Origin of the sequence: Plantactinospora sp. WMMB782, from assembly GCF_049179135.1 — a bacterium.
Taxonomy (GTDB): domain Bacteria; phylum Actinomycetota; class Actinomycetes; order Mycobacteriales; family Micromonosporaceae; genus Plantactinospora.
Genome location: NZ_JBMHMC010000007.1, coordinates 3,698,752 through 3,720,825 on the forward strand (window position 1 = coordinate 3,698,752; position 22,074 = coordinate 3,720,825).

A 22,074-nucleotide genomic window follows, 5' to 3' on the forward strand; every position below is an offset into this window, starting at 1 on the left:
ACCCGGGCCACCCATTCTGCCGGGTACCCGTGCCGTGGTCCGCCGGATCCGGCACCGGTTCCGCCGGCCGGAGTCCGCCGCGGGCCGCCGCCCGGGGAACCGTTGCCGGCGGAGCTGTCAAGATAGTGGGGTGAACTCCGCCCAGCCTGCCGACCACCTCCCCGCCGACCGCGCTCGGGCCGACCAATTGCCAGCCGAACCCGGACCGGCCGACGAGTGGGCAGTTGCGCCGGTCGACGGCGGGTCGGCCGACGAGCGGGCAGCCGTGCCGGTCGACGGCGGGTCGGCCGACGAGCGGGCAGCCGTGCCGGTCGACGGCGGGTCGGCCGACGAGCGGGCAGCTGCGCCGGTCGACGAGCGGGTGGTGCCGGCGGCGATCAGGTCGCAGCGCTCGACCCGGGACGTCGTCATCTCGCTGCTGGTCCTGCTGGTGCCGATCGCCCTCCTGATCGGCTTCGGCCGGATCGTCCTCGGCGCGGACCAGCCGGTGGTGGTCGACGCGGCCCCGGCGTTCCAGCAGGCCCGGTCCGCGAACGCCTTTCCGGTGAGCGAGCCGGCCGACCTGCCCGAGGGCTGGCGTACGGTCACCGCCCAGTTCCGGCGGGAGGAGGGCGGCGCGACGCTGCGGATCGGGTACCTCAGCCCGGACGGCGGCGGCGTGCAGCTGGTGCAGAGCAACCTGCCGGCCGACGGGCTGCTGCCGGCCGAGTTGACCGGCGAGGGACGGCCGCAGGGCACCGCAGAGGTGGCCGGGCGCAGCTGGCAGCGTTACACGGCCCGCCCCGGCGAGTCGGCGCTGGTCCTGCTGGAGCCGGGCCGGACGGTACTCGTCGTCGGCCAGGTGCCCGAGCGTGACCTGCACCGGATGGTCGTCGCCCTGCGGTAACCGGATGGTCGTCGCCCTGCGGTAGTCGACCCCTCCCGGCGCCCTGCGTGCCCGCACCCGATCGTGGGTATTAGGGGGTAATCAGCACAGCGGGGACTATCTGGGGAGGAACGACCGTGACAATCCGACGGTGGGGCGCCGCCACGCTCGCTGCCGTGGTCCTGTTCGCGCCGGCTCTGACGGGCTGTGCGCGCGGGGGCACCGAACCGGAGACCTCCGGTTCCCCGGCACCGACGGTTCCGGCGGATGCCAAGGACGCGCTGCTCGCGTCGACCAGGGAGATCGCGAAGGGCAACTTCAAGTTCAGCATGAAGGGCGCGGACCTCGACGGTCAGGGTTTCGTGCACCAGCCGAGCCAGAGTGCCCAGATGACCATGAAGGCCGGCAGTGGCGACTTCTCGATGGACATGGAGGTCGTCTACATCTCGCCGGACAGCTGGGTGAAGCTGACCGTCACCGGTGCCGAGGGCGTACCGGGGCTGGAGAAGTTGAACACCGGCAAGTACCAGCACCTGGACCAGTCCAAGATCAAGAGTACCGAGGGGCTGGGCTTCAACTTCACCGACGTCGATCCGGCCGGCAGTGAGGCGCTGACCAGGGCGATCGTCGACGTGCGGAAGACCGGCGAGGGCGCGTACACCGGGACCATCGACCTGACCAGGGCGACCGACGCCGGCATGGTCAACGAGGACACGGTCACGCTGCTCGGCGCCGAGGCGACCAAGCTGCCGTTCGAGGCCGAGCTCGACACCGAGGGCCGGCTCACCTCGCTGGCCATCCAGCTCCCCGCGGCCGGCAACGGCCAGCGGCAGGAACTGACCGTCGGCTATTCCGACTACGGCGCGGCGAGCCCGGCCAAGGCGCCGCCGGCGGCCGAGGTCGTGGAGGCGTCGCCCGAGCTGTACAAGCTGTTCGACAAGTAGCGACCGATGCCGGGTGGGCGGCACCATCCGCCCCACCCGGCACGCGGGTTCCCGGTCCGCCCGGCACGCGCGTCCGCCGGTGACCCGTCCCCGGGGGCCGGCAGGCGGTCCGCCCGGCGTTCGGCGACGAGCCCGCTTCCGGTGGAACCGGCCGGTCAGCTCCGGTCGGTCTCCCGGGCCTGCCGGACGGCGTCGATCCGCTCCCGGGCGCCGTCGAGAAAGCCCTGACAGAGCTCGGCCAGCCGCTCGCCCCGCTCCCAGAGCGCGAGCGACTCCTCCAGCGAGCTGCCGCCGGCCTCCAGCCGCTCGACCACCGTGGCCAGCTCGGCCCGAGCCTGCTCGTAGCTGAGCCCGTCACCCGACCCGCTCGCGCGGGCGTCACCGTCAGTCATCACATTCCTTTCGTGGATACTTTCGCCCTGCGGCGGTGACCGCGCACACCGGTACGTCGGCTACGGCTCCACGACGGCGCCCAGTTCCCCCTCGGCGAGGCGTACCCGCAGCGGATCACCGGCGGCGACGTCGCCCGGTGCGCGCACGACCTGGCCGTCGGCGCGCTGCACGATGGCGTACCCGCGGTTCAGGGTGGCGGCCGGGGAGAGGGCCCGCAGCCGCGCCACGGTGTGCCGCAGGTCCTCGGTCGCGGTGCCGAGCCGGTGCCGCACGCAACGCACGGCCCGGTCCCGCAGCGCGGTCGCGTCGGCGGCCCGCTGGTCGAGCAGCACCTCCGGCCGGGCCAGGGCCGGGCGGGACCGCCAGGCGTCCAGCCGGTGCGCCTCCCGGTCGACGAGTCCGGTCATCGCCCGGTCGAGCCGGTCCCGGGCCATCCGGATCAGCCGGGTCTCCTCGCCCAGGTCCGGCACGATCCGCTTGGCGGCGTCGGTCGGCGTCGAGGCGCGCAGGTCGGCGACGTAGTCGACAAGCGGAGCGTCGGTCTCGTGCCCGATCGCGCTGACCACCGGGGTACGGCAGCCGAAGACCGCCCGGCAGAGCGCCTCGTCGGAGAAGGGGAGCAGGTCCTCGACGCTGCCGCCACCCCGGGCCAGCACGATCACGTCGATGCCCGGGTCGCCGTCGAGCACCTTGAGCGCGTCGACGATCTGCGGTACGGCGGTCGGCCCCTGCACCGCCACGTTCACCGTCCGGAACCGTACGGCCGGCCAGCGGCGCCGGGCGTTCGTCAGTACGTCCCGCTCGGCAGCCGAGGCCCGGCCGGTGATCAGGCCGATCCGGCCGGGCAGGAAGGGCGGCCGGCGCTTGCGGGACCTGTCGAAGAGCCCCTCGGCGGCGAGCAGCTTCTTCAACTTCTCCAGCCGGGCCAGCAGCTCGCCGAGCCCGACCTGCCGGATCTCGTCGGCCCGCAGGCTCAGCGTGCCCCGGGCGGCGTAGAACTCGGGCCTGGCGTGCAGGAGTACCCGGGCGCCCTCGGCCAACTCCGGTGCACCGGCGTCCAGTACGTCCCGGTTGGTGGTGACGGTGAGGCTGAGGTCGGCCGACGGGTCCCGCAGGGTGAGGAAGACCGTCGCCGCGCCGGGGCGCCGGCTGAGCTGCGCCACCTGCCCGTCCACCCAGACCCAGCCCAGCTTGCCGATCCAGGCGCTCAGCTTCTGGCTGACCACCCGGACCGGCCACGGCTCGTCCGGAGTACTTCGCGGGATGCCGGCCTCGGTCATCCGGTCAGCCTACGGCGGGCGGCGCACGACCCCGGGCAGCACCTCGCGGACTCCGGCGGGCCAGCGGCCAGCGGGCGGAACCACGGGCGGAACGTAGACTGGGCGGGTGACCGGAGCTCAGGCGACACCCCAGACCGGTAAGCGAGTCCTGCTGGCCAAGCCCCGCGGCTACTGTGCCGGCGTCGACCGTGCCGTGCAGACCGTGCAGGAGGCCCTGAAGCTGTACGGGGCGCCGATCTACGTCCGCAAGCAGATCGTGCACAACAAGCACGTCGTCTCCACCCTGGAACGGCAGGGCGCCGTCTTCGTGGAGGAGAACGAGGAGGTGCCGGAGGGCTCGATCGTGGTCTTCTCCGCGCACGGCGTGGCGCCGGAGGTCCACGAGCAGGCCCGGAGCCGCTCGCTGAAGGCGATCGACGCCACCTGCCCGCTGGTGACGAAGGTGCACCACGAGGCACGGCGGTTCGCGGCGGACGATTACGACATCCTGCTCATCGGTCACGAGGGGCACGAAGAGGTGATCGGCACCTCGGGCGAGGCACCCGCGCACATCCAGCTGGTGGACGGGCCGGAGGACGCCGACAAGGTGACCGTACGGGACCCGTCGAAGGTGGTCTGGCTCTCCCAGACGACCCTGTCGGTGGACGAGACCATGGAGACCGTCGCCCGGCTCAAGCGCCGGCTGCCGCTGCTCCAGTCGCCGCCCAGCGACGACATCTGTTACGCCACGCAGAACCGCCAGCACGTCGTCAAGGAGATCGCCCCCGAGTGCGACGTGGTGATCGTGGTCGGCTCCCGCAACTCGTCGAACTCGGTCCGGCTGGTCGAGGTGGCGGTGGACGCGGGCGCCCGGGCCGGCTACCTGGTCGACTACGCCTCGGAGATCTCCGACGACTGGCTGGCCGGGGCCAGCACCGTCGGCCTGACCTCCGGGGCGAGCGTCCCGGACGACCTGGTGACGGAGGTGCTCGACCACCTCGCCGCGCGCGGCTTCGCCGACGTGACCGAGGTGACCACCGCCGACGAGCGGCTGACCTTCTCGCTGCCGCAGGAACTCCGCCGGGACATGAAGGCGGCGGCGGCCAGGGCCGCGGCCGGGCAGTCTGACGAACTCGCGGCGAGCGCCGCCACCGGCTGAACCGGGCCGGACGGTGCGGAACGGGCTGCGGTGCGGAACGGACGGCGTGGCGCACGCGTCGGATCTGGCATGACGACGCGCTGGCTGCCCGGTGCCGTGCTGGCCGGCGGGCTGGCGCTCGCCGGCTGCGCCGACTCCGCTCCGACCCCGCCGAATGGATCGGGAGGTAGCCCGGTGACCGTGTCCCCCTCGCCCGGTCCGTCCGGGTCGCCCGGTGGCGTCCCGAGCACGCCCGGCTATCCCACGCCGGGACCTGGCACCCCGACCAGGTCACCCGGCGACGGTGCGGGACCGAGCGGTACGACCACGGTCAGCGGCACGGTCCAGGCCGGCGTCGAGCCGAACTGCCTGCTGCTGGAGGGTTACCTGCTGGTCGGCGGCCCCCGGGACGTGCTCGTCCCCGGTGCCCGGGTGACGGTGACCGGCGAGGTCCGCGCCGGCCTGATGACCACCTGCCAGCAGGGCACCCCGCTCCAGGTGCGATCCGCCACCCGGAGCTGACCGGCCTCGCTCGGGGCGGCGACGCGGCCGGGCGATCAGAGTCGGGGTGACCGGGAGAGCCCCGGCGGCGACGCGGCCGGGCGATCAGAGTCGGGGTGACCGGGAGAGCCCTGGCGGCGGTGCCGACGGCGGAGGGTCGAGAAGCTCGGGCGCCTGCGGCTGACGCGGAGCGGTCTCCACCTGCGGCGGCACCGGCAGGTCGTCACCGGCGACGCCCAACTCGGCGAGCTTGCGCGCGCTGACCAGCACCCGGGCCTCCAGCGAACCCACCGCCCGGTTGTACGCGGTCACCGCCCCACCCAGCGCACCGCCCAGTTTGGAGACGTGCTCGCCGAGCGTGCCGAGCCGGCCGTACAGCTCGCGGGCCAGGGCGTGCACCGCCACCGCGTTGCGGGCCAGCGCCTCCTGCCGCCACGAGTACGCCACGGTGCGCAGCAGCGCCACCAGGGTCGCCGGGGTGGCAAGTACGACGTTGCGGGCGAACGCGTGCTCCAGCAGCGTCGGGTCGCGTTGCAGCGCCACGTCCAGGAACGGGTCGGCGGGTACGAAGAGGACCACGAACTCGGGGGACTGGTCGAAGGCGGTCCAGTAGGACTTGGCGGCCAGTGCGTCGACGTGGGCCCGCAGGTGCCGGGCGTGCGCGTCGAGCTGGCGGTCCCGCCCGTGGTCGTCCCGGGCCTCCATGGCGGTCAGGTACGCCTCGAACGGCGCCTTGGCGTCCACCACCACCGACCGGCCGCCGTGCAGCCGGACCACCAGGTCGGGCCGGACCGTCTGGTGCTCGGTCGCCGCCGTCACCTGCTCGGCGAAGTCGCAGTGCTCCAGCATCCCGGCCGCCTCCACCACCCGGCGCAGCTGGTGCTCGCCCCAGCGGCCGCGTACCTGCGGGGCGCGCAGCGCGGCGACGAGCTGCTTCGTCTCGGTACGCAGCTCGCCGGAGACCGAGGTCATCGACCGGACCTGCTCGCGCAGCTCGGCGTACGCGTCGACCCGGTCCCGCTCCAGCTCGGCGACCCGCTGCTCGTAGCGGCGCAGCGTCTCGTGCAGCGGGGCCACCGCCCGGGCCACCGCCTCCTGCGACTGGGCGGTCGCCTCGTAGGAGAGCGCCCGCATCGACTGCTCAAGCCGGCCCTCGCCGTCCCGGGTGGCGCGCAGGGTCGCGTCCAGCCGGGCGATCTCGGCGGTCGACCGCGCGGTCGCGGCGAGCCAGCCGACCGCCCCGCCCGCGACGAGGCAGACGATCACCACGGCGACGGTCGAGAGGTCCACCTGACAGAGCATGCCAGGCGCCGGCCGCGGCGCCGGGAGTACTCGCCGGGGGTGGTGGGTACCGTTGGGTGATGGGCGAGGTGATCTGGCTGCTCCTGCTGGTGGTGCTGCTCGGCGGCGGGGTGCTCTGGTGGCGTCGGGAGCGGGCCGCCCGGCGGGCCCGGGAGCTGGCCGACGCGCGGGCCGAGGCGAGCCGCTGGTACGAGCGGCTGGGCGGGCAGTTGATGCACCTGCACGGCGACGAGCCGGCGGTGCGGCAGGCGCTCGCCGACGCCGGTGAGCGGTACAACGCCGCCGGCAGCCAGCTCGAACAGGCGCGCAGCGCCCGGCAGTACGAGCTGGCCCGGGAGACCGCCCTGGAGGGTCTGGCGTACGTCCGGGCGGCCCGGACGGCGCTCGGCATCGACCCGGGGCCGGAGCTGCCGCCGCTGGCCGCCGCGCGGGGGACCGGGGCGATCACGGTGCCCCGGGAGGTGCAGGTGCGGGGCGAGACGTTCCGGGCCGGGCCGAATCCGGGCTCGGCGACGCCCTACTACTACCCGGGTGGCCGGATGCAGGGTCGCCCGGTGCCGGCCGGCTGGTATTCGACCCCGTGGTGGAAGACCGGCCTGGCCGCCGGTGCCGGGGTACTCGGCGGCATGCTGATCGCCGACGCGCTCTTCTCACCCGCCTTCGCCGACCCGGGGTACGGCTACGACGCCGGCTACCAGGAGGGCTTCGCCGACGGGACCGACCAGGCCGACGCGGGCGCCGCCGGCGGCGACGACTTCGGGGGCGGTGACTTCGGCGGTGGTGACTTCGGGGGCGGTGACTTCGGCGGCGGAGATTTCTAGGACGGCTACGGGGATTTCCAGGTCTTCTGCCCTGATCGTCCCGGTGGTCACCCCGATCGTCGGGTTAGCCGTCCGGCGGATGGTAGGGCTGCCGGGATGGCCCGCTGCCCGTCCAGCCGGCAGAGTCGTCAACTGTGAGCGTTGAGGTGGAGACCGCGGGTGGGCGCCGGCCGGAGATCGCCGGACGCTGGTCGACCAGTCTGGCGGTAGCCGGGCTGGCGGTGGCGGTGGTGACGGCGGCCGCACAGTCGATCGACCGGTTCCACTGGTGGGCCGGTTTCGTACTCGTCCCAGGCGCCCTGATCGCCTCGTCCGGCGGACCGCTACTGGCCCGCGGTGGTGGCCGGGCCTTCGTCGGTTACCTGCTGGCCTGTGTCGGCGGGCTGGTCTTCGCGGTCGGTGCCCTGCTGATGTTCGGGGTGATGGGGCGCGGCTGGCCCTTCATGATCACGCTTCCGGCGCTGGCCGTCGCCGGCACCTACCTCTGGCGGTCCCCCGATCCGCTGGCCCGGGCCTTCCACCGCACCGTCGCGCTGCTGGCGCTGGACGCCGCCGCGCTCGGGCTGACCTTCCTGCTCCTTGTCAACGACGTGCTGGACTTCGGCCGGACCGGCTGGTGGGGCGGGTTCGTGACGGTCGCCGGCGTGGTCATCCTGGCCAACGGGCTGGAACTGCTCCGGCACCGGATCGCGTACCGGGCCCAGGCCGTCACCCTGGCCGTCGGCCCGGCGGTGATCGCCATCCTGCTGGGCCTGCGCTTCCTGCGCGACTGGCCGCTCTGGCCGTGACCGGCTGCGCCGCCGGCCGTGATCGATACCCTTCCTGGTAGGCGGGCCTACCGCCCTCAGCGGGGGAGCCGCCAGGTGAGGCCGTGGCCGTACGGGTAGCGGACCGTGCTCGGGTCGGCCGGGTCCGGGACGCTGACCGGGAGCCTGCCGCGCGGCGCGACCTCGCCGACGAGTACCCGGGTCAGCGCCTCCATCGACGCCTTCGTGTAGCCGAACGTGGCGAGCTGGGTCGGCACGTCGTCGAAGTGCCCGACGTCGTACGCGTCCCGGACGGCGACCACCACCACCGGCCTGCCGGTGGCGGCCAGCGCGTGCACCAGCTTCTGCTGCCGGGCGTTCGGGTCGGTGACAGTGGTGTCGAACGCCTTCTGAGTGAGCACGACCGTCAGGTCGTTGGCCTGGGCCGCCGCCACCGCCTCGGCGATCTTCGCGTCGTTCGGCAGCCCGGTCGGCAGCGCCGTGCTCCGGTTGCCCCGGGCGGCGAGTCCGGCGGCCAGCGTGCCGACGTTGTCGAAGGCGCTGGAGTTCCAGCCGGTGACCAGGATCGACCGGTCGGCGGTACCGGACCCGGAGCCGGCACTCCGGGACAGCGGCAGGAGCTTGGCGTCGTTGCGCAGCGCGGTCACGGTCCGGTCGGTGACCTCCCCAAGCGCGGTCTGGTGGGCGGGCTGCCCGACGACCCGCTCGGCGGCGGCCGGGTCGACCGGCGGCACCCCGTCGAGTACGCCCCGACGCTGCTTGAGGGTGAGGATCCGGCGTACCGACTGGTCGATCCGGGACTCGGTCAGCTCGCCGGAGGCGACGGCGGCGAGTACCGAGTCGACCGCCAGGTCCAGGTTCGGCGGCATCAGCAGCAGGTCGGCGCCGGCCTTGAGGGCGAGCACCGGTACGCGGTCGTCGCCGTACTTCTGGCGTACCCCGGCCATGGCGAGCGAGTCGGTGACCACCACGCCCCGGAAGCCCAGCCTGTCTCGGAGCAGCCCGGTCAGGATCGGCGCGGAGAGCGTGGCCGGGTCGCCGGAGTCGTCAAGCGACGGTACGACGATGTGTGCCGTCATGATGGTGTCCACCCCGGCGGCGATGGCGGCCTGGAACGGTGGTGCGTCCAGCCGCTGCCACTCGGCCCGGCTGTGGTGGATCACCGGTAGCGCGGTGTGGCTGTCGTCCCGGGTGTCGCCGTGCCCGGGGAAGTGCTTGGCGGCCACGCTGACCCCGGCGCCGGACTGGAAGCCGAGCACCTGGGCGGCGGTCATCCCGGCCACCAGCAGCGGGTCGGAGCCGAAGGAGCGTACCCCGATCACCGGGTTGGCCGGGTTGACGTTGACGTCGGCCGACGGCGCCCATGCCTGCCCGATGCCGACCGCCCGCAGCTCCCGCCCGGTGATCCGGGCGGCGGTGTACGCGTCGGGCAGGCTGCGCCCGGCGCCGAGCGCCATGCTGCCGGGAAAGAGGGTGGCCGGGGCCGGCAGCCGCTGCACGACGCCGTGCTCCTGGTCGGTGGAGATCAGCAGCGGGATCCGGGGACCGCTGGCGGCGGCGCTGGCCTGGAGTTCGTTGGAGAGCGTGGCGATCTGCCGGGGCGAGTCGAGGTTGTGTGACCAGGTGAAGTAGATGACCCCGCCGAGGTGGTACTTCGCCACCACCTCGGCCCCGGTCTCCACCCCGTACGCCTGGCGGTTGGCGGCGGCGTCGGACGCGTTCGGCGCGGTGGCAGAGCCGCCGTAGACGTAGGTGGCGAAGAGCTGGCCGACCTTCTCCGGCAGGCTCATCCGGGCGACCACCCGGTCCACCGTGGAGGGCGTGCTGGGCGTGGGTGCGGCGCCGTGGGCGGGTGGGGCGGCGGCTCCGGCGACGAGCAGGGCCGTCGCGACGGTTGATGCCAGTAGCCGGGTCCGCATGGCACCTCCAGGTGATTCATCCGACCCTATAAATTAGTCGGCTTCCCGGCTGCGGGCAAGAAGCTTCTTTGTTATTGCCATCAGCGAAGGAAAGCTTCATGCTGGTCGGGGCTGTCCGGGATGGACCACCGGCTCGGGCTGACGGATCGGGACTGACGGATCGGTCGATTACCGGCACGGAGGTGTGGCGATGAGTCGGAGTGGTAGTCGTCGCGGGATCGGCACGGGCGCCCTCGGCGCCCTCGGCGCCATCGGCGCCGGAGTCGGCATGGCCGTCCTGGTCACGGCCCTGGCTGTACCATCCCCCGCGACTGCCGGGCCGAAGGTGGGGCAGGCGGTGGCCGGGCCGAAGGTGGGACAGGCGGTGGTCGCCGGGCGGGGCGGGGGATGGCAGGGCGGGCCGCCGGGTGTCGACCCGGCCGACATCCGGTTCGAGCGGCGCACGTTGCGGGCCGGCCGGCCGTCGGAGGTCGGCCTGCTGCCCGGGTACGTCGACCGGCTGCGCGCCGACGCCGAGGCGTACCTGGTGCCGACTCCGGACCACCCCGGCTATCCGACCTACGCCGGGGCGGTGATGCTGGCCGCCAGGGACGGGGTGGTGGTGGCGCACGAGGCGGTCGGCACGGCGGTGAAGTACGCCGAGGTCGGGCCGGCACCCGGGCGGGTCGGCGTCGAGTTGCCGGCCGAGCAGCAGATCCCGATGCGCCCGGACACCATCTTCGACCTCGCCTCGATCTCGAAACTCTTCACGACGGTGGTGGCGCTGCGTCAGGTGGAGCGGGGCACCGTCGAGTTGGACGCGCCGGTGGTCCGCTACCTGCCGGAGTTCGCCGCCGGCGGCAAGGATGCGGTGACGGTGCGGATGCTGCTCACCCACACCGGCGGACTGCCCGCGTTCGCGCCACTGTGGAGCAGCTACCCCACCCCGGCGGAGCGGCAGGCCGCCGCCCTGGCCACCCCGTTCGCCGCCGGTGCCGGCCCCGGCAACCAGTACGTCTACTCCGACCTCGGGCTGATCGCGCTCGGCGTACTCGTGGAGCGGGTGACCGGCCGCCCGCTGGAGCAGCTCGTCGCCGCCGAGGTGACCGGGCCGTTGCGGATGCGCGACACCGGCTACAACCCGGCGGCGGCGCTGCGGCACCGGATCGCCGCCACCGAATACCAGCCGTACGCGGACCGTGGCATGGTCTGGGGCGAGGTGCACGACGAGAACGCCTGGTCCCTCGGCGGGGTGGCCGGGCACGCCGGGCTCTTCTCCACCGCCGCCGACCTGGCGATCTTCTGCCAGATGCTGCTGAACGGCGGCGAATACCGGGGCGCCCGGATCCTGCGCGAGTCGACGGTGCGGGACATGCTCGTCAACCACAACGCACGCCTGGAGAGCGGCTATCCGGAGAGTGACCGGGGACTCGGCGTCGAGCTGCACAAGCACTGGTACATGTCCGGGCTGGCCTCCCCGGTCACCTTCGGGCACACCGGGTTCACCGGCACGTCGATCGTGGTCGACCCGCTGTCGCGGACCTTCCTGATCCTGCTGACCAACCGGGTGCACCCGGACCGGAACTGGGGCAGCAACAACGTGGCCCGGCGGGCGCTCGCCCGCGACCTGGCGTACGCGATTCCGGTCCGGCCGCCGCTGGGTGGCACCGCCTGGCGCGCGGACGACCGCGACGGCGGCAGCGTCACCCTCACCGCGCCGCTGCGCCGCGCCGCCGGCCGCACGGCGGTGGCCAGCTTCCAACTCTGGTACGACACCGAGCCGCGCTACGACGTCCTGCACTTCGAGACCTCGGCCGACGGTGGCGGGACCTGGGCGCCGGTCGACGTGACCCTGGTCGGGCCGGGGGGCCGGTGGACCGCCGAGGGCGCGGTCACCGGCTACGGCGGCCGGCGCTGGTGGCAGGCGTTCGCGCAGGTGCCGGCCGGCACCACCGAGCTGCGCTGGCGCTACACCACCGACGCCAGCTCCCGGGGTCGGGGCGTCTACCTCGACAACCTGCTGGTGGTCGGCAGCAACGGCCTGCTCTTCTCCGGCGAAACCTCCGACGCCCCCCGCTTCACCCAAACCGGCTGGACCCCCTCCACCACCTGACCGCGCGCACGCGGGTGCCCAAGATTCTTGTTGAACGGTGGTGAGCTACGCGCCACGAATCAACAAGGATCTTGGGCACCTGCTGCCTTTGTCCACAGTGGGTGGGTGGGTGTTGTGGGTGGGTGTGGGGGGTGGGGAGACTTGGTGGGTGGTTGGGCGGACGGCGGGTCGGGGGGCCAGTCGAGGGGTGGCGGGTCGGGGTGGGGTGGCGGGTGTGTCGGGGCAGGCGGGGTGGTGGGGGCGGGGCGGGGTGCCCGGTGCGGGGGACGCCGAGCTCGACTGGTTGGCGTTCGAACAGTCCGGCGTGCTGACGAGCCGGCAGGCCGCCGATTCGCTAGGTCGGGCCACCGTTCGGGGCCTGGTCCGGTCCGGCCGGTGGCGCGCCATCTGCCACGACGTGCTGCTCACCGGCAACGGCCGGCTCACCCGGGACCAGCAGTTGTGGGTGGCGGTCCTCGCGGCGGGCCGCGACGCCGTACTGGCCGGTGCGACCGCCGCCGTCGAGGCGGGCGTACGCGGACTCCGGCCGGAGCCGCTGTACGTGCTCATCCCCGCCACCCGGCAGGTGTCCGGGACCCTGCGTCAGCTGCCGCTGGACATGCCGGCCGTACTGGTGCGGCGCAGCACGATCCTTCCGGACTCCCACCTGCAACTCGCCAGGCCGATGCGTACCAGCGTCGCCGGGCACTGGCCGACGCGGCAGGCTGGGCGCGATCCGACGACGAGGCGCGGACGGTCCTCGCCGCCGGTTGTCAGCAGCGCCGTGTGACGGCCGGCGAGATCAGGGACGTGGTGCTGACGCTCCCGAAGTTGCGACGACGGCCGTTGATCCTGCGGACCCTCGACGACATCGCCGGCGGTGCCCAGGCGCTGTCCGAGCTGGACTTCGTGGCACTGTGCCGTCGGTTCCGGATTCCGCCGCCGGATCTTCAGCAGCGGCGGGTCGACGCCGGTGGACGGGTGCGCTACCTGGACGCGTACTGGCGGCGGTGGCGGCTGCACGTCGAGATCGACGGCGCGCACCACATGGACGTCCGGCACTGGGCGGCCGACCTGCGCCGGCAGAACGAGATCTGGATCGCCGGGGACCGGATCCTGCGGTTTCCGGCATGGCTGGTCCGCAGCCGCCCGACGGAGGTGGCCGACCAGGTCCGGGCCGGACTGAGCGCCGCCGGCTGGCGCGCCGGGCCCTGACGGTCAGCACGTCTCCGTCCCACGCTGCACGCGGTCCCGGGTTCGTGGTCGGCACGCTGGCTGTTCAGGGTGCGCCTGGAGTGGTTGCCGGTGCGCCTGAGGTGGTTGTCGTTGTGCCTGAGGCGGTTGCCGGTGTGGCACTCGGGTCGGTGTCGCCGGTCGGGGGGTCGACGTCCCTGATCAGGCGCAGGCTGTATGCGACGATCCAGACCAGCCAGAGCAGCCAGCCGATCAGGCCGGCCAGCGCGAACGGGTTGTCGCCGTCGACGCCGTACGGGCTGGTGGTGGCGGAGAGGAACAGCAGGGCCGCGCCGGCTGCGCCGACGGCGGCGTGCCAGCGGGCGACAAGGCCGGCCCGGCGACCGCTTACCGAGAGGCCGAGCAGGGCTGTCGCCAGGAAGACCTGGTTGAAGCCGAAGAGCGCGTTGTGCAGGGCCCAGAGCCCGGCGACGGCACCGGGGTCGTGGGTCGCGGCGGCGGCCACGGCCAGCCGGGACGCCCCGACGGCGGCGAACGCGACGCACTGCATGAGGATGCCGGCCAGGCCGACGACCGCCCATCCGTCGCCGGTTGTCCGGTCGTGGCGCCGGAGCGCGGTGAAGACCCCGGCGGCGAAGATGGTGGCCAGCAGCCAGGCGGCGGGCAGCAGGGTGGAGGTGCGGCGGAGTGCGGCCGAGGCGTCGGCGACGGCCGAGGCGATCTCGTCGGGTGCCGTTGCGGCAGACGGGTCCGGAAAGCCGGCGGAGACCAGTAGCAGGTTTCCGCCGAGCAGCAGCAGGACGAAGCCGATCCCGGAGAGGCCGGCCAGCCGGGCGAAGCGCATGACGAGATCTCCCAATCGACTTTACGGAGCTTATATTGAATATAAGCAGCGACAAAGAGGATGGCAAGGAGGGTGGCAGGGTGGCTGCTGCGACCCCGGCGCGGCGGCGGTACGACTCGCTTGTGCGTACCGCCCAGGCCGACGAGACCCGCCGGGAGATCGCCCGGGCGGCCCGGCGGCTCTTCCTGGCCCGGGGATGGGGCGAGACGACCGTCCGGGACGTGGCCCGGGAAGCCGGCGTCTCGGCACCCACCGTCTACGCGGCGTACGGCAACAAGAAAGGACTCGCCGTCGCGCTGATGGACGCGGCCGACCTCGCCGCCGACGCCGACCGGCTGGTGGCGGACCTAGCGGCGGCCGCCGACCCGGCCGGGCAGCTCGCCGTCTCGGTCGCCTTCCACCGCCGGCTCTACGAGCGGGCCGGCGACGTGATCCTGCTGCTTCGCGAGGGCGGCCGGACCGAACCCGAGCTGGCCGCCGCCTACCGCGAGGGACCCCGGCGCGGCGAGGAGGCGCTGCTCGGACTCTTCTCCTCGTGGCCCGCCGGCACGTTCGCCGACGGGATCGACCCGCGCACCGCCGTGGACGTCTACGGCGTGATCTGCGGCATCGACACGTACACCGAGCTGACCGCCGGGCGCGGCTGGTCGCCCGACCGGGTCGAGCGGTGGTGGACCGGGCTCCTCACCCGGGAACTGCTGGCCTGACCGGGGTCAGAAGGCGCAGGCGATGACGAGTTCCGGGGTGCGGTCCGGCAGGAAGTCGAGCTTGCCGATCCGGCCGGCCGCCTTCAGGTCACCGGCGATGCTGGCCAACTGCTCCAGCATCGCCGCCGGACCCAGCGCCTCGGCCAGCGGCACCTCCGTGCGCATCGACAGCTTCCGCTCCGACTTGGCCCGGCGGATCTGGGTCAGCGCCGCCCCGGCCAACTCCAGCAGCGCCGGATCACCGTCGGCCGCCACCCGGGCGATCTCGTACGTCGTCGGCCACGGCGAGCGGTGCACCGAGCCGTACCGCCACCACGACCAGACCTCCTCGGTGACGTACGGCAGGAACGGGGCGAACAGCCGCAGCAGCGTGCCGAGGGCGGCGGCCAGGGCGGCCCGGGCCGACTCGGCACCCGGCCCCTTCCCGTAGGCGCGTTCCTTCACCAACTCGATGTAGTCGTCGCAGAAGCGCCAGAAGAACGCCTCGGTGACCTGCATCGCCTCGGTGTGGTCGTACCTGTCGAAGGCGGCGGTGGCGGTGGCGACCACAGTGGAGAGTCCGGCGAGCATGGACCGGTCCAGCGGCTCGCCGGCCGGCGCCCGCAGGGGGTCGCCGGCGCCGAGGCCGAGCGCGAACCGGGAGGCGTTGAGCAGCTTGGTGGCGAGCCGCCGGCCGATCCGGATCTGCCCCGGGTCGAACGCCAGGTCGGTGCCGGGCCGCCCGTTCGCCGCCCAGTAGCGGACGGCGTCCGGGCCGTGCTCGTCCAGCAGTCCCAGCGGGGTCTGCACGTTCCCCTTGGACTTCGACATCTTCTTGCGGTCCGGGTCGAGGATCCAGCCGGAGAGCACCGCGTCCCGCCAGGGCAGCACCCCGGCCTCCAGGTGCGCCCGGACCACCGTCGCGAACAGCCAGGTACGGATGATCTCCTGCCCCTGCGGCCGCAGATCCATCGGGAAGACCCGGGCGTAGAGGTCGGGGTCGTCGAGCCAGCCGCCGACGATCTGCGGGGTCAGCGACGAGGTGGCCCAGGTGTCCATCACGTCCGGGTCGGCGACGAAACCGCCCGGCTGGCCGCGCTGCGACTCGGTGTAGCCGGCCGGGCTGTCGGAGGTCGGATCGACGGGCAGCGCCGACTCGGCCGGCGTGAGAGGCTGGGCGTAGTCCGGCTCGCCAGTGTCGTCGAGCCGGTACCAGACCGGGAACGGCACCCCGAAGTAGCGTTGCCGGCTGATCAGCCAGTCGCCGGTCAGCCCGCCCACCCAGTGCTCGTAGCGGTGCCGCATGTGCGCCGGCACCCAGTTCAGCTCCCGTCCCCGGTCGAGCAGTTCCGCCCGCAGCCCGGCGTCCCGGCCGCCGTTGCGCAGATACCACTGCCGGGTCGAGATGATCTCCAGCGGGCTGTCGCCCTTCTCGTAGAACTTCACCGGGTGGGTGACCGGCCTCGGCTCGCCGACCAGGTCGCCGGAGCCGGCCAGCAACTCCACGATCCGCCGCCGGGCCGCGTTGACCCGCAGGCCGGCGAGTTCGGCGTACGGGGCGGCGGCGACCCCGGACGGTGGCTCCGGCAGCAGCCGGCCGTCCCGGCCGATCACCACCCGGGCCGGCAACCGCAGCTCCCGCCACCAGGTCACGTCCGCGAGGTCGCCGAAGGTGCAGGTCATCACCAGCCCGCTGCCCTTGGCCGGGTCCGCCAGCGGATGCGCGTAGATGGTCACCTCGGCGCCGAACAGCGGGACCCGGACGGTGCCGCCGACCAGGTCGGCGTACCGCTCGTCGTCGGGGTGGCAGACCAGTGCCACGCAGGCCGGCAGCAGCTCGGGACGGGTCGTCTCGACGTACACGTAAGGGGCGTCGCGGCCGGGCCCGGGACCGACCGGGGTACCACCCGCGCTGCCCGGCCCGGCGGCGGTCACCTCGAACCGGATCCGGTGGTACGCCCCCGGCCGGTCCCGGTCCTCCAGCTCCGCCTGGGCAACGGCCGTGCCGAAGCCGACGTCCCAGAGCGCGGGCGCCTCGGCCGAGTACGCCTCGCCCCGGGCCAGGTTCCGCAGGAACGCCCGCTGCGCGGTGGCCCGGGCCGTCGCACCGATCGTGGTGTACGTCAGCGACCAGTCCACCGAGAGCCCGAGCCGCCGCCACAACTCCTCGTAGACCTGCTCGTCCTCGGCGGTGAGCGTGGCACACAGCTCCACGAAGTTGCGCCGGGAGATCGCCACCGGGTTCTTCCGGGCCTCCTCGCCGACCGGCCGCCGCGGCGGCTGCCACTCCGGGTCGTACGGCAGGCTCGGGTCACAGCTCACCCCGTAGACGTTCTGCACCCGGCGTTCGGTGGGCAGCCCGTTGTCGTCCCAGCCCATCGGGTAGAAGACCGTCCGTCCGCGCATCCGCTGGAACCGGGCCACCGTGTCGGTGTGGGTGTACGAGAAGACGTGCCCCATGTGCAGCTCGCCGGATACGGTCGGCGGGGGAGTGTCGATCGCGTACACGTCCGACCGGCTCTTGGTCCGGTCGAAGGCGTACGTCCCCTCCGCCTGCCACCGCTGGCCCCACTTCTCGGCCAGCCCGTCCAGACTCGGCCGCTCGGGGACACCGGTGCGCTGCTGCCGCGCCGCATCCGTCATCCGCCGATGGTACGGGAGACGTCCGGGCGGCCGACCAGCATTTCCGTACCGACGGTTACCGTGGAGGCCATGATCGGAGAGGCTGACGTCGTGGTCCCGGAGGCGCTGGCCCGGAACGTGCGGCAGGCGTGGCAGGCGGACGGCGACCGATGGCTCGCCGAGCTGCCCCGGACCCTCGCCGGGGTGGCCGCCGACTGGGAGCTGACCCTCGGCGAGCCGTACGACCTGTCCTACCACTACGTCACGGCGGTGACCCGTGCCGACGGCCGGCCGGCGGTGTTGAAGCTGGGGGTGCCGAGCGGGGACTCGCTGCGTAACGAGGCACCCGCGCTGGCCGCGTTCGCCGGCCGGGGCGCCGTACGGCTGCTCCGCGCCGACCTCGGCCGGGGTGCTCTGCTGCTGGAACGGGCCGAGCCCGGCGGGCGGCTGCGGGACCTGGTACCGACCCGGGACACCGAGGCCACCTCGGTGGCGGCGGAACTGCTGCGCCGGCTCGCCGTGCCGCCGCCGGCCGACTGCCCGCTGCCGGACCTCTCGACGTACGCCGCCGGTTTCGACGGCTATCTGGCGGCGCACGGCGACGGCGGGCCGCTGCCGGCCGACCTGGTCGGCCGGGCCGGTGGCCTGATGCGGGAACTCTGCGCCTCGGCGCCCCGCCGGGCGGTGCTGCACGGCGACCTGCACCACGACAACATCCTGCGGGCGGAACGCGAGCCGTGGCTGGCCATCGACCCGCACGGGCTGGTCGGCGACCCCGGGTTCGAGGTCGGCGCGCTGCTCTACAACCCCGAGCCGGACGACCGGGACCCGGCCCTGACCGCGCTGGTGCCGGCCCGGGTCGAACAGCTCGCCGACCTGCTGGCCATGCCGGAGGACCGGGTGGTCGGCTGGGGCTTCGTGATGGCGGTGCTGTCGGACGTCTGGACCGCCGAGGACTGGACGCCGGGCGCTCCGTCGCCGGCCAGCCGCGCCCTGGACATCGCCCACCTGCTGCTGCCCCGGCTGACCTGACCGACCGCTGTTCCGGCTGGTCCCGGCGTGGATCGGCGGATCAGCCGGAACAGCGGTCGAGCGGGTCGGCGGGTCGGCGGATCGGCAGGTCAGCGGTGCAGGGTGAGCCGGAACTCGCAGCCGGCGCCGTCCGGGCCGGGTGAGCGAAGGGTGAGGTCGCCGCCGTGCGCCAGCGCGATCTGCCGGGCGATCGCCAGGCCGAGACCGGTGCCGGGTACGTCCCGCCGACCGCGCCAGAACCGCTGGAAGACGTACCCGTGCTGGTCGGCGGGGATCCCCGGTCCACTGTCGACGACGAGTACGGCCAACTGCCGGGCGGTCACCTCGACGTCGACCCGGACCGCCGAGCCGGCCGGGGCGTACCGGATGGCGTTGTCGACCAGGTTGGCGACGGCACGGCGCACCGTCGGCCCGTCCACGGCGCAACTCGCCTCGGCCGGCCCGTCGACCGAGAGCCGGATCCGTCTCGTCACGGCGAACACCGCCGCGTCCTCGACGACCTGCCGGACGATCCCGACCAGCTCGGCCGGTCGCCGGTCGAGAGTGCGGGCCCGGCCCCGGGCGTCGACGAGCAGCTCGTCGATCGTCGTCCGGAGCCGTACCGCCGCGTCCCGGGAGCGCTCCAGTCCCCGGCGGTACAGCTTGACCGTCGGGTCCGGATGGTCGAGCAGCACCTCGGCGTTTGTGACAAGTACGGCCAGCGGGATGCGCAGTTCGTGGCTGGTCTCCTCGACGAGCCGCCGCTGGGTGTCGGCGGCCCGCTCCAGCCGGTCGAGCATCGCGTCGAAGCTGGCGGCGAGTGCCACCACCTCGGCGGGACCCCGGTCGAGCCCGGTACGCCGGCTCAGGTCCGTCCCCTCGATCTCCTCGACGACCCGCCGCATCCGGGCGATCGGGCCGACCGCCCGGCCCGCCCACCACCAGGCCAGCCCGGCGGCGACCGGGGCGAGGGCCAGTACCGTCCAGGTCGCCCACTCCGCCCGGTCGGTGACGGTCTGCCGCACGACCTCGCCGTCCGGCCGGAGCCGGGTCTCCGTCTCGGTGTCGGTCACCAGGACCACGCCGAACAGCAGCAGCGCCGGTACGTAGCTGGCCAGGAATCCGAGCACGGCGAGGCGTACCCGCAGCGAGGACCAGCCGCGGCTCACGACCGGTCCGTCAACTGGTAGCCGGCCCCGGTGATGGTGACGATCGGCGGCGGGTCGCCGAGCTTGCGGCGCAGCCGGCTGAGGATCACCCGGACCGACGCGGTGAACGGGTTGGCGTGTGCGTCCCAGACGTGCTCCAGCAGGTCCTCGGCGGAGAGCACCAGGCCCGGATGGTGCATGAAGTAGCGCAGCAGCGAGAACTCCCGGGCGGTCAGTTCGAGTTCGGTGCCGCCCCGCCAGGCCCGGTGCGCGGCCAGGTCCAGGGTCAGGTCGCCGACCCGCAGCGTCGCGCCGCGCGCGTCGCCGCGCCGGCCGAGCGCCCGCAGCCGGGCCACCAGTTCGGCGAAGTGGAACGGTTTGACGAGGTAGTCGTCGGCACCGGCGTCCAGCCCGGCCACCCGGTCGGTCACGGCGTCCCGGGCGGTCAGCACCAGGCAGCGCCGGGGCCGGCGCAGCTCCGGATCCCGGCCGAGCCGCCGGACGAGGTCCAGCCCGTCCCCGTCCGGCAGCCCCAGGTCGAGGCAGGCGACGTCGTACCCGGTGATCCGGAGCAGTTCCTCGGCGTCGGCGTAGCTGGCGGCCAGGTCGACCGCGTACGACTCGTTGCGCAGGCCGAGGGCGACCACCTCGGCGAGGTCGGGGTCGTCCTCGACCAGCAGGATGCGCATGGCGTCGACCTTCCGGTACGCGGGATCGGTCAGCGGGCCGGCTCGGCGACGTACCGGCCGCCGGGTCCGACGACGGTCAGCCGACCGGCCTGGAACTCGACGGTCACCGCCGGGCCGCTGCCGGTCGGATCGTCCGGGCGGTAGCGGCCGGGACCGGCGGAGACGAGCGTCAGGCGCGGTGGTTCGGTGCCCACCTCGGCGGCCTCGACCCCGCCCTCGGCGTTGACCGCGTACCAGGCCAACGCCGATCGGCTGTCGGTGGTGACGGTGACGTAGCTGCGCAGTTCGCCGTCCCGCACCACGGTGCCGCCCGGGGTGATGCCGGTGATGCGCCCGAACGCCGCCTCCAGCGCCGCGCGTTCCTTCCGGCCCTCCTGGGTCTTCCCGTCGAGCAGCGTCCGCACCCGCTGCTCGTGCCGGCGCAGCTCGTCGGCGGGTACGTTCCGTGGCGGGAAGAGCGCGGCGACGGCGTCGGCACCGCTGGCCGTGACGGAGAGCTGGTTGCCGGCGGCGCTCACCTCGAACCCACCTCCCGTGTCCAGCCGGTACTTCCCGACGGTAGCCGTTCCGGGCCTGCCGACGGCCGGAGGGCTCGGCGTCGGCAACGGGCTGCCGGCGAGCAGCGCCGGGCCGATCTTCGCCAGCAACTGCTCGGCGTCCACCTTCGGGCCGTTGGCGGCCATCGCGATCACCCGCTCACCCTCGGGCACCCAGACGGCCACCGCGTTGTGGCCGATGTCGCCGCCGCCCCCCGCCGTGGCCAGGAAGGGCCTGCCGTGCACGGAGGCGTCGTACGCCACCCAGCCGGGTGTCTCGGACCTGCCCTTGCCGAGGTCGTGTCCCGGAGTGCTGATCGCCCGGACGGAGTTGGCCGAGACGATCCGGCCGGTGAACAGGGAATGGGTCCAGGTCGCCAGGTCGCGGACGGTCATCGCCAGCCCGCCGTTGCCGTCGACCGCCCAGTGCGGCCCGGCGAAGCTCCCCGACTCGCCGGTCCGGCCGCCGTCGAGCCGGCCGACGGCGCGCGGTCCCGGTGCCGCCGGCTGGCCGTCCCAGAAGCCGCCGGCGACCCGCCCGTCGGGCAGCGGCAGGATGTTCCGCACCGTGTAGTCCCGGTAACCCTGCCCGGAGACCTGCTCGACGACGAGGGCCAGCAGCGTGTAACCGGCGTTCGAGTAGACGTAGCCGGTGCCGGGCGCGAAGGCCAGTTCCAGCCTGCCGATCGCGGTGAGCGCGCCGGCCCGGTCCAGCGGCTCGTGGTCGGTACCGTGTGAGCCGGTCAACCCGCTGGTGTGCAGCAGCAGTTGCCGTACGGTCACCCCGGCGGCCGGGCCGGTCAGCTCCGGGAGTACGTCGCCGACCCGGGTGTCGAGCGTCAGCTTCCCCTCGTCCACCAGCCGGAACACGCTGGCCGCGGTGAACGCCTTGGTGACCGATCCGATGCTGAACACGGTGTCGACGGTGTTCGGGGTGCCGGTGGCCTCGTCCGCCGGTCCGTAACTGGCCAGGCAGTCGAAGCGGCCGCCGGTCGAGATCGCGACCGAACCGCTGAACCCGGCCTGTGCCCAGGCCCGGAAGGCGGCGTCGAGCCCGGCGTCGCAGTTGGCCGCGGCCGGCGTCGCCGTCACGTCCTCCGGCGGATCGCTGTCCTCGGTGCAGGCGGCGGCCAGCGCCGTTCCGAGCAGCGCCGCCGCGAACAGCCTGAAATGCTTGGTCATGGGCCCGAAGGTAGGAACACCGCTGCGAACCTGAGGTAAACGGGACCACCCGTGCCCGCCGCCGCCCGCCGACCGGCCTGGCTTTCCGCCGGTCTGGCTTTCCGCCGGTCTGGCCTTCCGCCGGTCTGGCCTTCCGCCGGCCTGGCCTTCCGCCGGTCTGGCCTTCCGCCGGTCTGGCCGTG

20 protein-coding genes are annotated in these 22,074 nt (G+C 73.7%); 11 read left to right on the plus strand and 9 right to left on the minus strand.

Annotated features, from left to right (window positions below):
* Positions 1-130: 130 nt before the first annotated feature.
* Together ACN28A_RS19010 and ACN28A_RS19015 are read left to right on the plus strand one after the other, a co-directional pair.
* Complete coding sequence (locus tag ACN28A_RS19010; protein WP_421396872.1) at positions 131-886, plus strand: DUF4245 domain-containing protein; 756 nt, start codon at positions 131-133, stop codon at positions 884-886.
* 116 nt (positions 887-1,002) lie between these two features.
* A complete protein-coding gene (locus ACN28A_RS19015) occupies positions 1,003-1,809 on the plus strand; it encodes a hypothetical protein (RefSeq protein ID WP_421396873.1) in 807 nt (268 codons plus the stop codon).
* 155 nt (positions 1,810-1,964) lie between these two features.
* On the opposite strand, the gene ACN28A_RS19020 is transcribed toward ACN28A_RS19015, so the two are convergent.
* Both ACN28A_RS19020 and xseA read right to left on the minus strand, forming a co-directional pair.
* Positions 1,965-2,201 (minus strand): exodeoxyribonuclease VII small subunit, encoded by a 237-nt coding sequence (locus ACN28A_RS19020; RefSeq protein ID WP_421396874.1) that lies wholly within the window; start codon positions 2,199-2,201, stop codon positions 1,965-1,967.
* Positions 2,202-2,261: 60 nt separating this feature from the next.
* On the minus strand, positions 2,262-3,482 hold the full coding sequence (gene xseA / locus ACN28A_RS19025; RefSeq protein ID WP_421396875.1) for an exodeoxyribonuclease VII large subunit: 1,221 nt from the start codon (positions 3,480-3,482) through the stop codon (positions 2,262-2,264).
* A gap of 106 nt (positions 3,483-3,588) precedes the next feature.
* Between xseA and ACN28A_RS19030 the strand changes: the two genes are divergently transcribed.
* Together ACN28A_RS19030 and ACN28A_RS19035 are read left to right on the plus strand one after the other, a co-directional pair.
* Positions 3,589-4,620, plus strand: coding sequence for a 4-hydroxy-3-methylbut-2-enyl diphosphate reductase (locus tag ACN28A_RS19030; RefSeq protein WP_421396876.1), 1,032 nt, complete (start codon positions 3,589-3,591; stop codon positions 4,618-4,620).
* 69 nt (positions 4,621-4,689) lie between these two features.
* Positions 4,690-5,121 carry a hypothetical protein gene (locus tag ACN28A_RS19035; RefSeq protein ID WP_421396877.1) on the plus strand — a complete coding sequence of 144 codons (432 nt, stop codon included), beginning with the start codon at positions 4,690-4,692 and terminating at the stop codon, positions 5,119-5,121.
* Positions 5,122-5,205: 84 nt separating this feature from the next.
* Here ACN28A_RS19035 and ACN28A_RS19040 read toward each other — a convergent pair whose 3' ends face one another.
* Complete coding sequence (locus ACN28A_RS19040) at positions 5,206-6,390, minus strand: DNA recombination protein RmuC (protein WP_421396878.1); 1,185 nt, start codon at positions 6,388-6,390, stop codon at positions 5,206-5,208.
* Between the two features lie 71 nt (positions 6,391-6,461).
* On the opposite strand from ACN28A_RS19040, the gene ACN28A_RS19045 reads away from it, so the two are divergent.
* Together ACN28A_RS19045 and ACN28A_RS19050 are read left to right on the plus strand one after the other, a co-directional pair.
* Entirely contained in the window at positions 6,462-7,223 is a 762-nt protein-coding gene (locus tag ACN28A_RS19045; protein ID WP_421396879.1) for a hypothetical protein, read from the plus strand.
* 134 nt (positions 7,224-7,357) lie between these two features.
* A complete protein-coding gene (locus tag ACN28A_RS19050; RefSeq protein WP_421396880.1) occupies positions 7,358-8,011 on the plus strand; it encodes a hypothetical protein in 654 nt (217 codons plus the stop codon).
* A 56-nt stretch (positions 8,012-8,067) separates the two neighbouring features.
* On the opposite strand, the gene ACN28A_RS19055 is transcribed toward ACN28A_RS19050, so the two are convergent.
* Entirely contained in the window at positions 8,068-9,909 is a 1,842-nt protein-coding gene (locus tag ACN28A_RS19055) for a glycoside hydrolase family 3 protein (RefSeq protein ID WP_421396881.1), read from the minus strand.
* A gap of 190 nt (positions 9,910-10,099) precedes the next feature.
* On the opposite strand from ACN28A_RS19055, the gene ACN28A_RS19060 reads away from it, so the two are divergent.
* From ACN28A_RS19060 to ACN28A_RS19070, 3 genes are all read left to right on the plus strand, one after another.
* Entirely contained in the window at positions 10,100-12,001 is a 1,902-nt protein-coding gene (locus tag ACN28A_RS19060; RefSeq protein ID WP_421396882.1) for a serine hydrolase, read from the plus strand.
* 214 nt (positions 12,002-12,215) lie between these two features.
* The gene (locus tag ACN28A_RS19065) at positions 12,216-12,770 is read left to right on the plus strand and encodes a hypothetical protein (RefSeq protein WP_421396883.1); all 555 of its coding nucleotides are present in this window, start codon (positions 12,216-12,218) and stop codon (positions 12,768-12,770) included.
* Positions 12,767-13,195 (plus strand): hypothetical protein, encoded by a 429-nt coding sequence (locus ACN28A_RS19070; RefSeq protein ID WP_421396884.1) that lies wholly within the window; start codon positions 12,767-12,769, stop codon positions 13,193-13,195. The genes ACN28A_RS19065 and ACN28A_RS19070 overlap by 4 nt, the downstream gene beginning before the upstream one ends.
* A 64-nt stretch (positions 13,196-13,259) precedes the next feature.
* Here the strand turns inward: ACN28A_RS19070 and ACN28A_RS19075 are convergent, their stop codons facing one another.
* On the minus strand, positions 13,260-14,018 hold the full coding sequence (locus ACN28A_RS19075; protein ID WP_421396885.1) for a DUF4386 family protein: 759 nt from the start codon (positions 14,016-14,018) through the stop codon (positions 13,260-13,262).
* Positions 14,019-14,098: 80 nt separating this feature from the next.
* Here ACN28A_RS19075 and ACN28A_RS19080 point away from each other — a divergent pair, with 80 nt between their 5' ends.
* The gene (locus ACN28A_RS19080) at positions 14,099-14,725 is read left to right on the plus strand and encodes a TetR/AcrR family transcriptional regulator (RefSeq protein WP_421396886.1); all 627 of its coding nucleotides are present in this window, start codon (positions 14,099-14,101) and stop codon (positions 14,723-14,725) included.
* A 6-nt stretch (positions 14,726-14,731) separates the two neighbouring features.
* On the opposite strand, the gene valS is transcribed toward ACN28A_RS19080, so the two are convergent.
* Positions 14,732-17,347 (minus strand): valine--tRNA ligase, encoded by a 2,616-nt coding sequence (gene valS, locus ACN28A_RS19085; protein WP_421396887.1) that lies wholly within the window; start codon positions 17,345-17,347, stop codon positions 14,732-14,734.
* A 69-nt stretch (positions 17,348-17,416) separates the two neighbouring features.
* On the opposite strand from valS, the gene ACN28A_RS19090 reads away from it, so the two are divergent.
* Positions 17,417-18,358, plus strand: a complete 942-nt coding sequence (locus ACN28A_RS19090) for an aminoglycoside phosphotransferase family protein (protein WP_421396888.1) — start codon at positions 17,417-17,419, stop codon at positions 18,356-18,358.
* 89 nt (positions 18,359-18,447) lie between these two features.
* Here the strand turns inward: ACN28A_RS19090 and ACN28A_RS19095 are convergent, their stop codons facing one another.
* Genes ACN28A_RS19095 through ACN28A_RS19105 form a run of 3 tightly spaced genes read right to left on the minus strand, consistent with a single transcriptional unit; the run spans position 18,448 to position 21,892 of the window.
* Positions 18,448-19,506: an ATP-binding protein gene (locus ACN28A_RS19095; RefSeq protein ID WP_421396889.1), complete on the minus strand. Its 1,059-nt coding sequence runs from the start codon at positions 19,504-19,506 to the stop codon at positions 18,448-18,450.
* Positions 19,503-20,174, minus strand: a complete 672-nt coding sequence (locus ACN28A_RS19100; protein WP_421396890.1) for a response regulator transcription factor — start codon at positions 20,172-20,174, stop codon at positions 19,503-19,505. Before ACN28A_RS19100 ends, ACN28A_RS19095 begins: the two co-directional genes overlap by 4 nt.
* 29 nt (positions 20,175-20,203) lie before the next feature.
* A complete protein-coding gene (locus tag ACN28A_RS19105; protein WP_421396891.1) occupies positions 20,204-21,892 on the minus strand; it encodes a serine hydrolase domain-containing protein in 1,689 nt (562 codons plus the stop codon).
* Positions 21,893-22,074 lie beyond the last annotated feature (182 nt).

Excerpts from the sequence above, each read along its gene's own strand:
- ACN28A_RS19020 (WP_421396874.1), bottom strand. The coding sequence starts at position 2,201 with ATGACTGACGGTGACGCCCGCGCGAGCGGGTCGGGTGACGGGCTCAGC.
- xseA (WP_421396875.1), bottom strand. The coding sequence starts at position 3,482 with ATGACCGAGGCCGGCATCCCGCGAAGTACTCCGGACGAGCCGTGGCCG.
- ACN28A_RS19035 (WP_421396877.1), top strand. The coding sequence starts at position 4,690 with ATGACGACGCGCTGGCTGCCCGGTGCCGTGCTGGCCGGCGGGCTGGCG.
- ACN28A_RS19045 (WP_421396879.1), top strand. The coding sequence starts at position 6,462 with ATGGGCGAGGTGATCTGGCTGCTCCTGCTGGTGGTGCTGCTCGGCGGC.
- ACN28A_RS19055 (WP_421396881.1), bottom strand. The coding sequence starts at position 9,909 with ATGCGGACCCGGCTACTGGCATCAACCGTCGCGACGGCCCTGCTCGTC.
- ACN28A_RS19060 (WP_421396882.1), top strand. The coding sequence starts at position 10,100 with ATGAGTCGGAGTGGTAGTCGTCGCGGGATCGGCACGGGCGCCCTCGGC.
- ACN28A_RS19075 (WP_421396885.1), bottom strand. The coding sequence starts at position 14,018 with ATGCGCTTCGCCCGGCTGGCCGGCCTCTCCGGGATCGGCTTCGTCCTG.
- valS (WP_421396887.1), bottom strand. The coding sequence starts at position 17,347 with ATGACGGATGCGGCGCGGCAGCAGCGCACCGGTGTCCCCGAGCGGCCG.
- ACN28A_RS19090 (WP_421396888.1), top strand. The coding sequence starts at position 17,417 with ATGATCGGAGAGGCTGACGTCGTGGTCCCGGAGGCGCTGGCCCGGAAC.
- ACN28A_RS19100 (WP_421396890.1), bottom strand. The coding sequence starts at position 20,174 with ATGCGCATCCTGCTGGTCGAGGACGACCCCGACCTCGCCGAGGTGGTC.
- ACN28A_RS19105 (WP_421396891.1), bottom strand. The coding sequence starts at position 21,892 with ATGACCAAGCATTTCAGGCTGTTCGCGGCGGCGCTGCTCGGAACGGCG.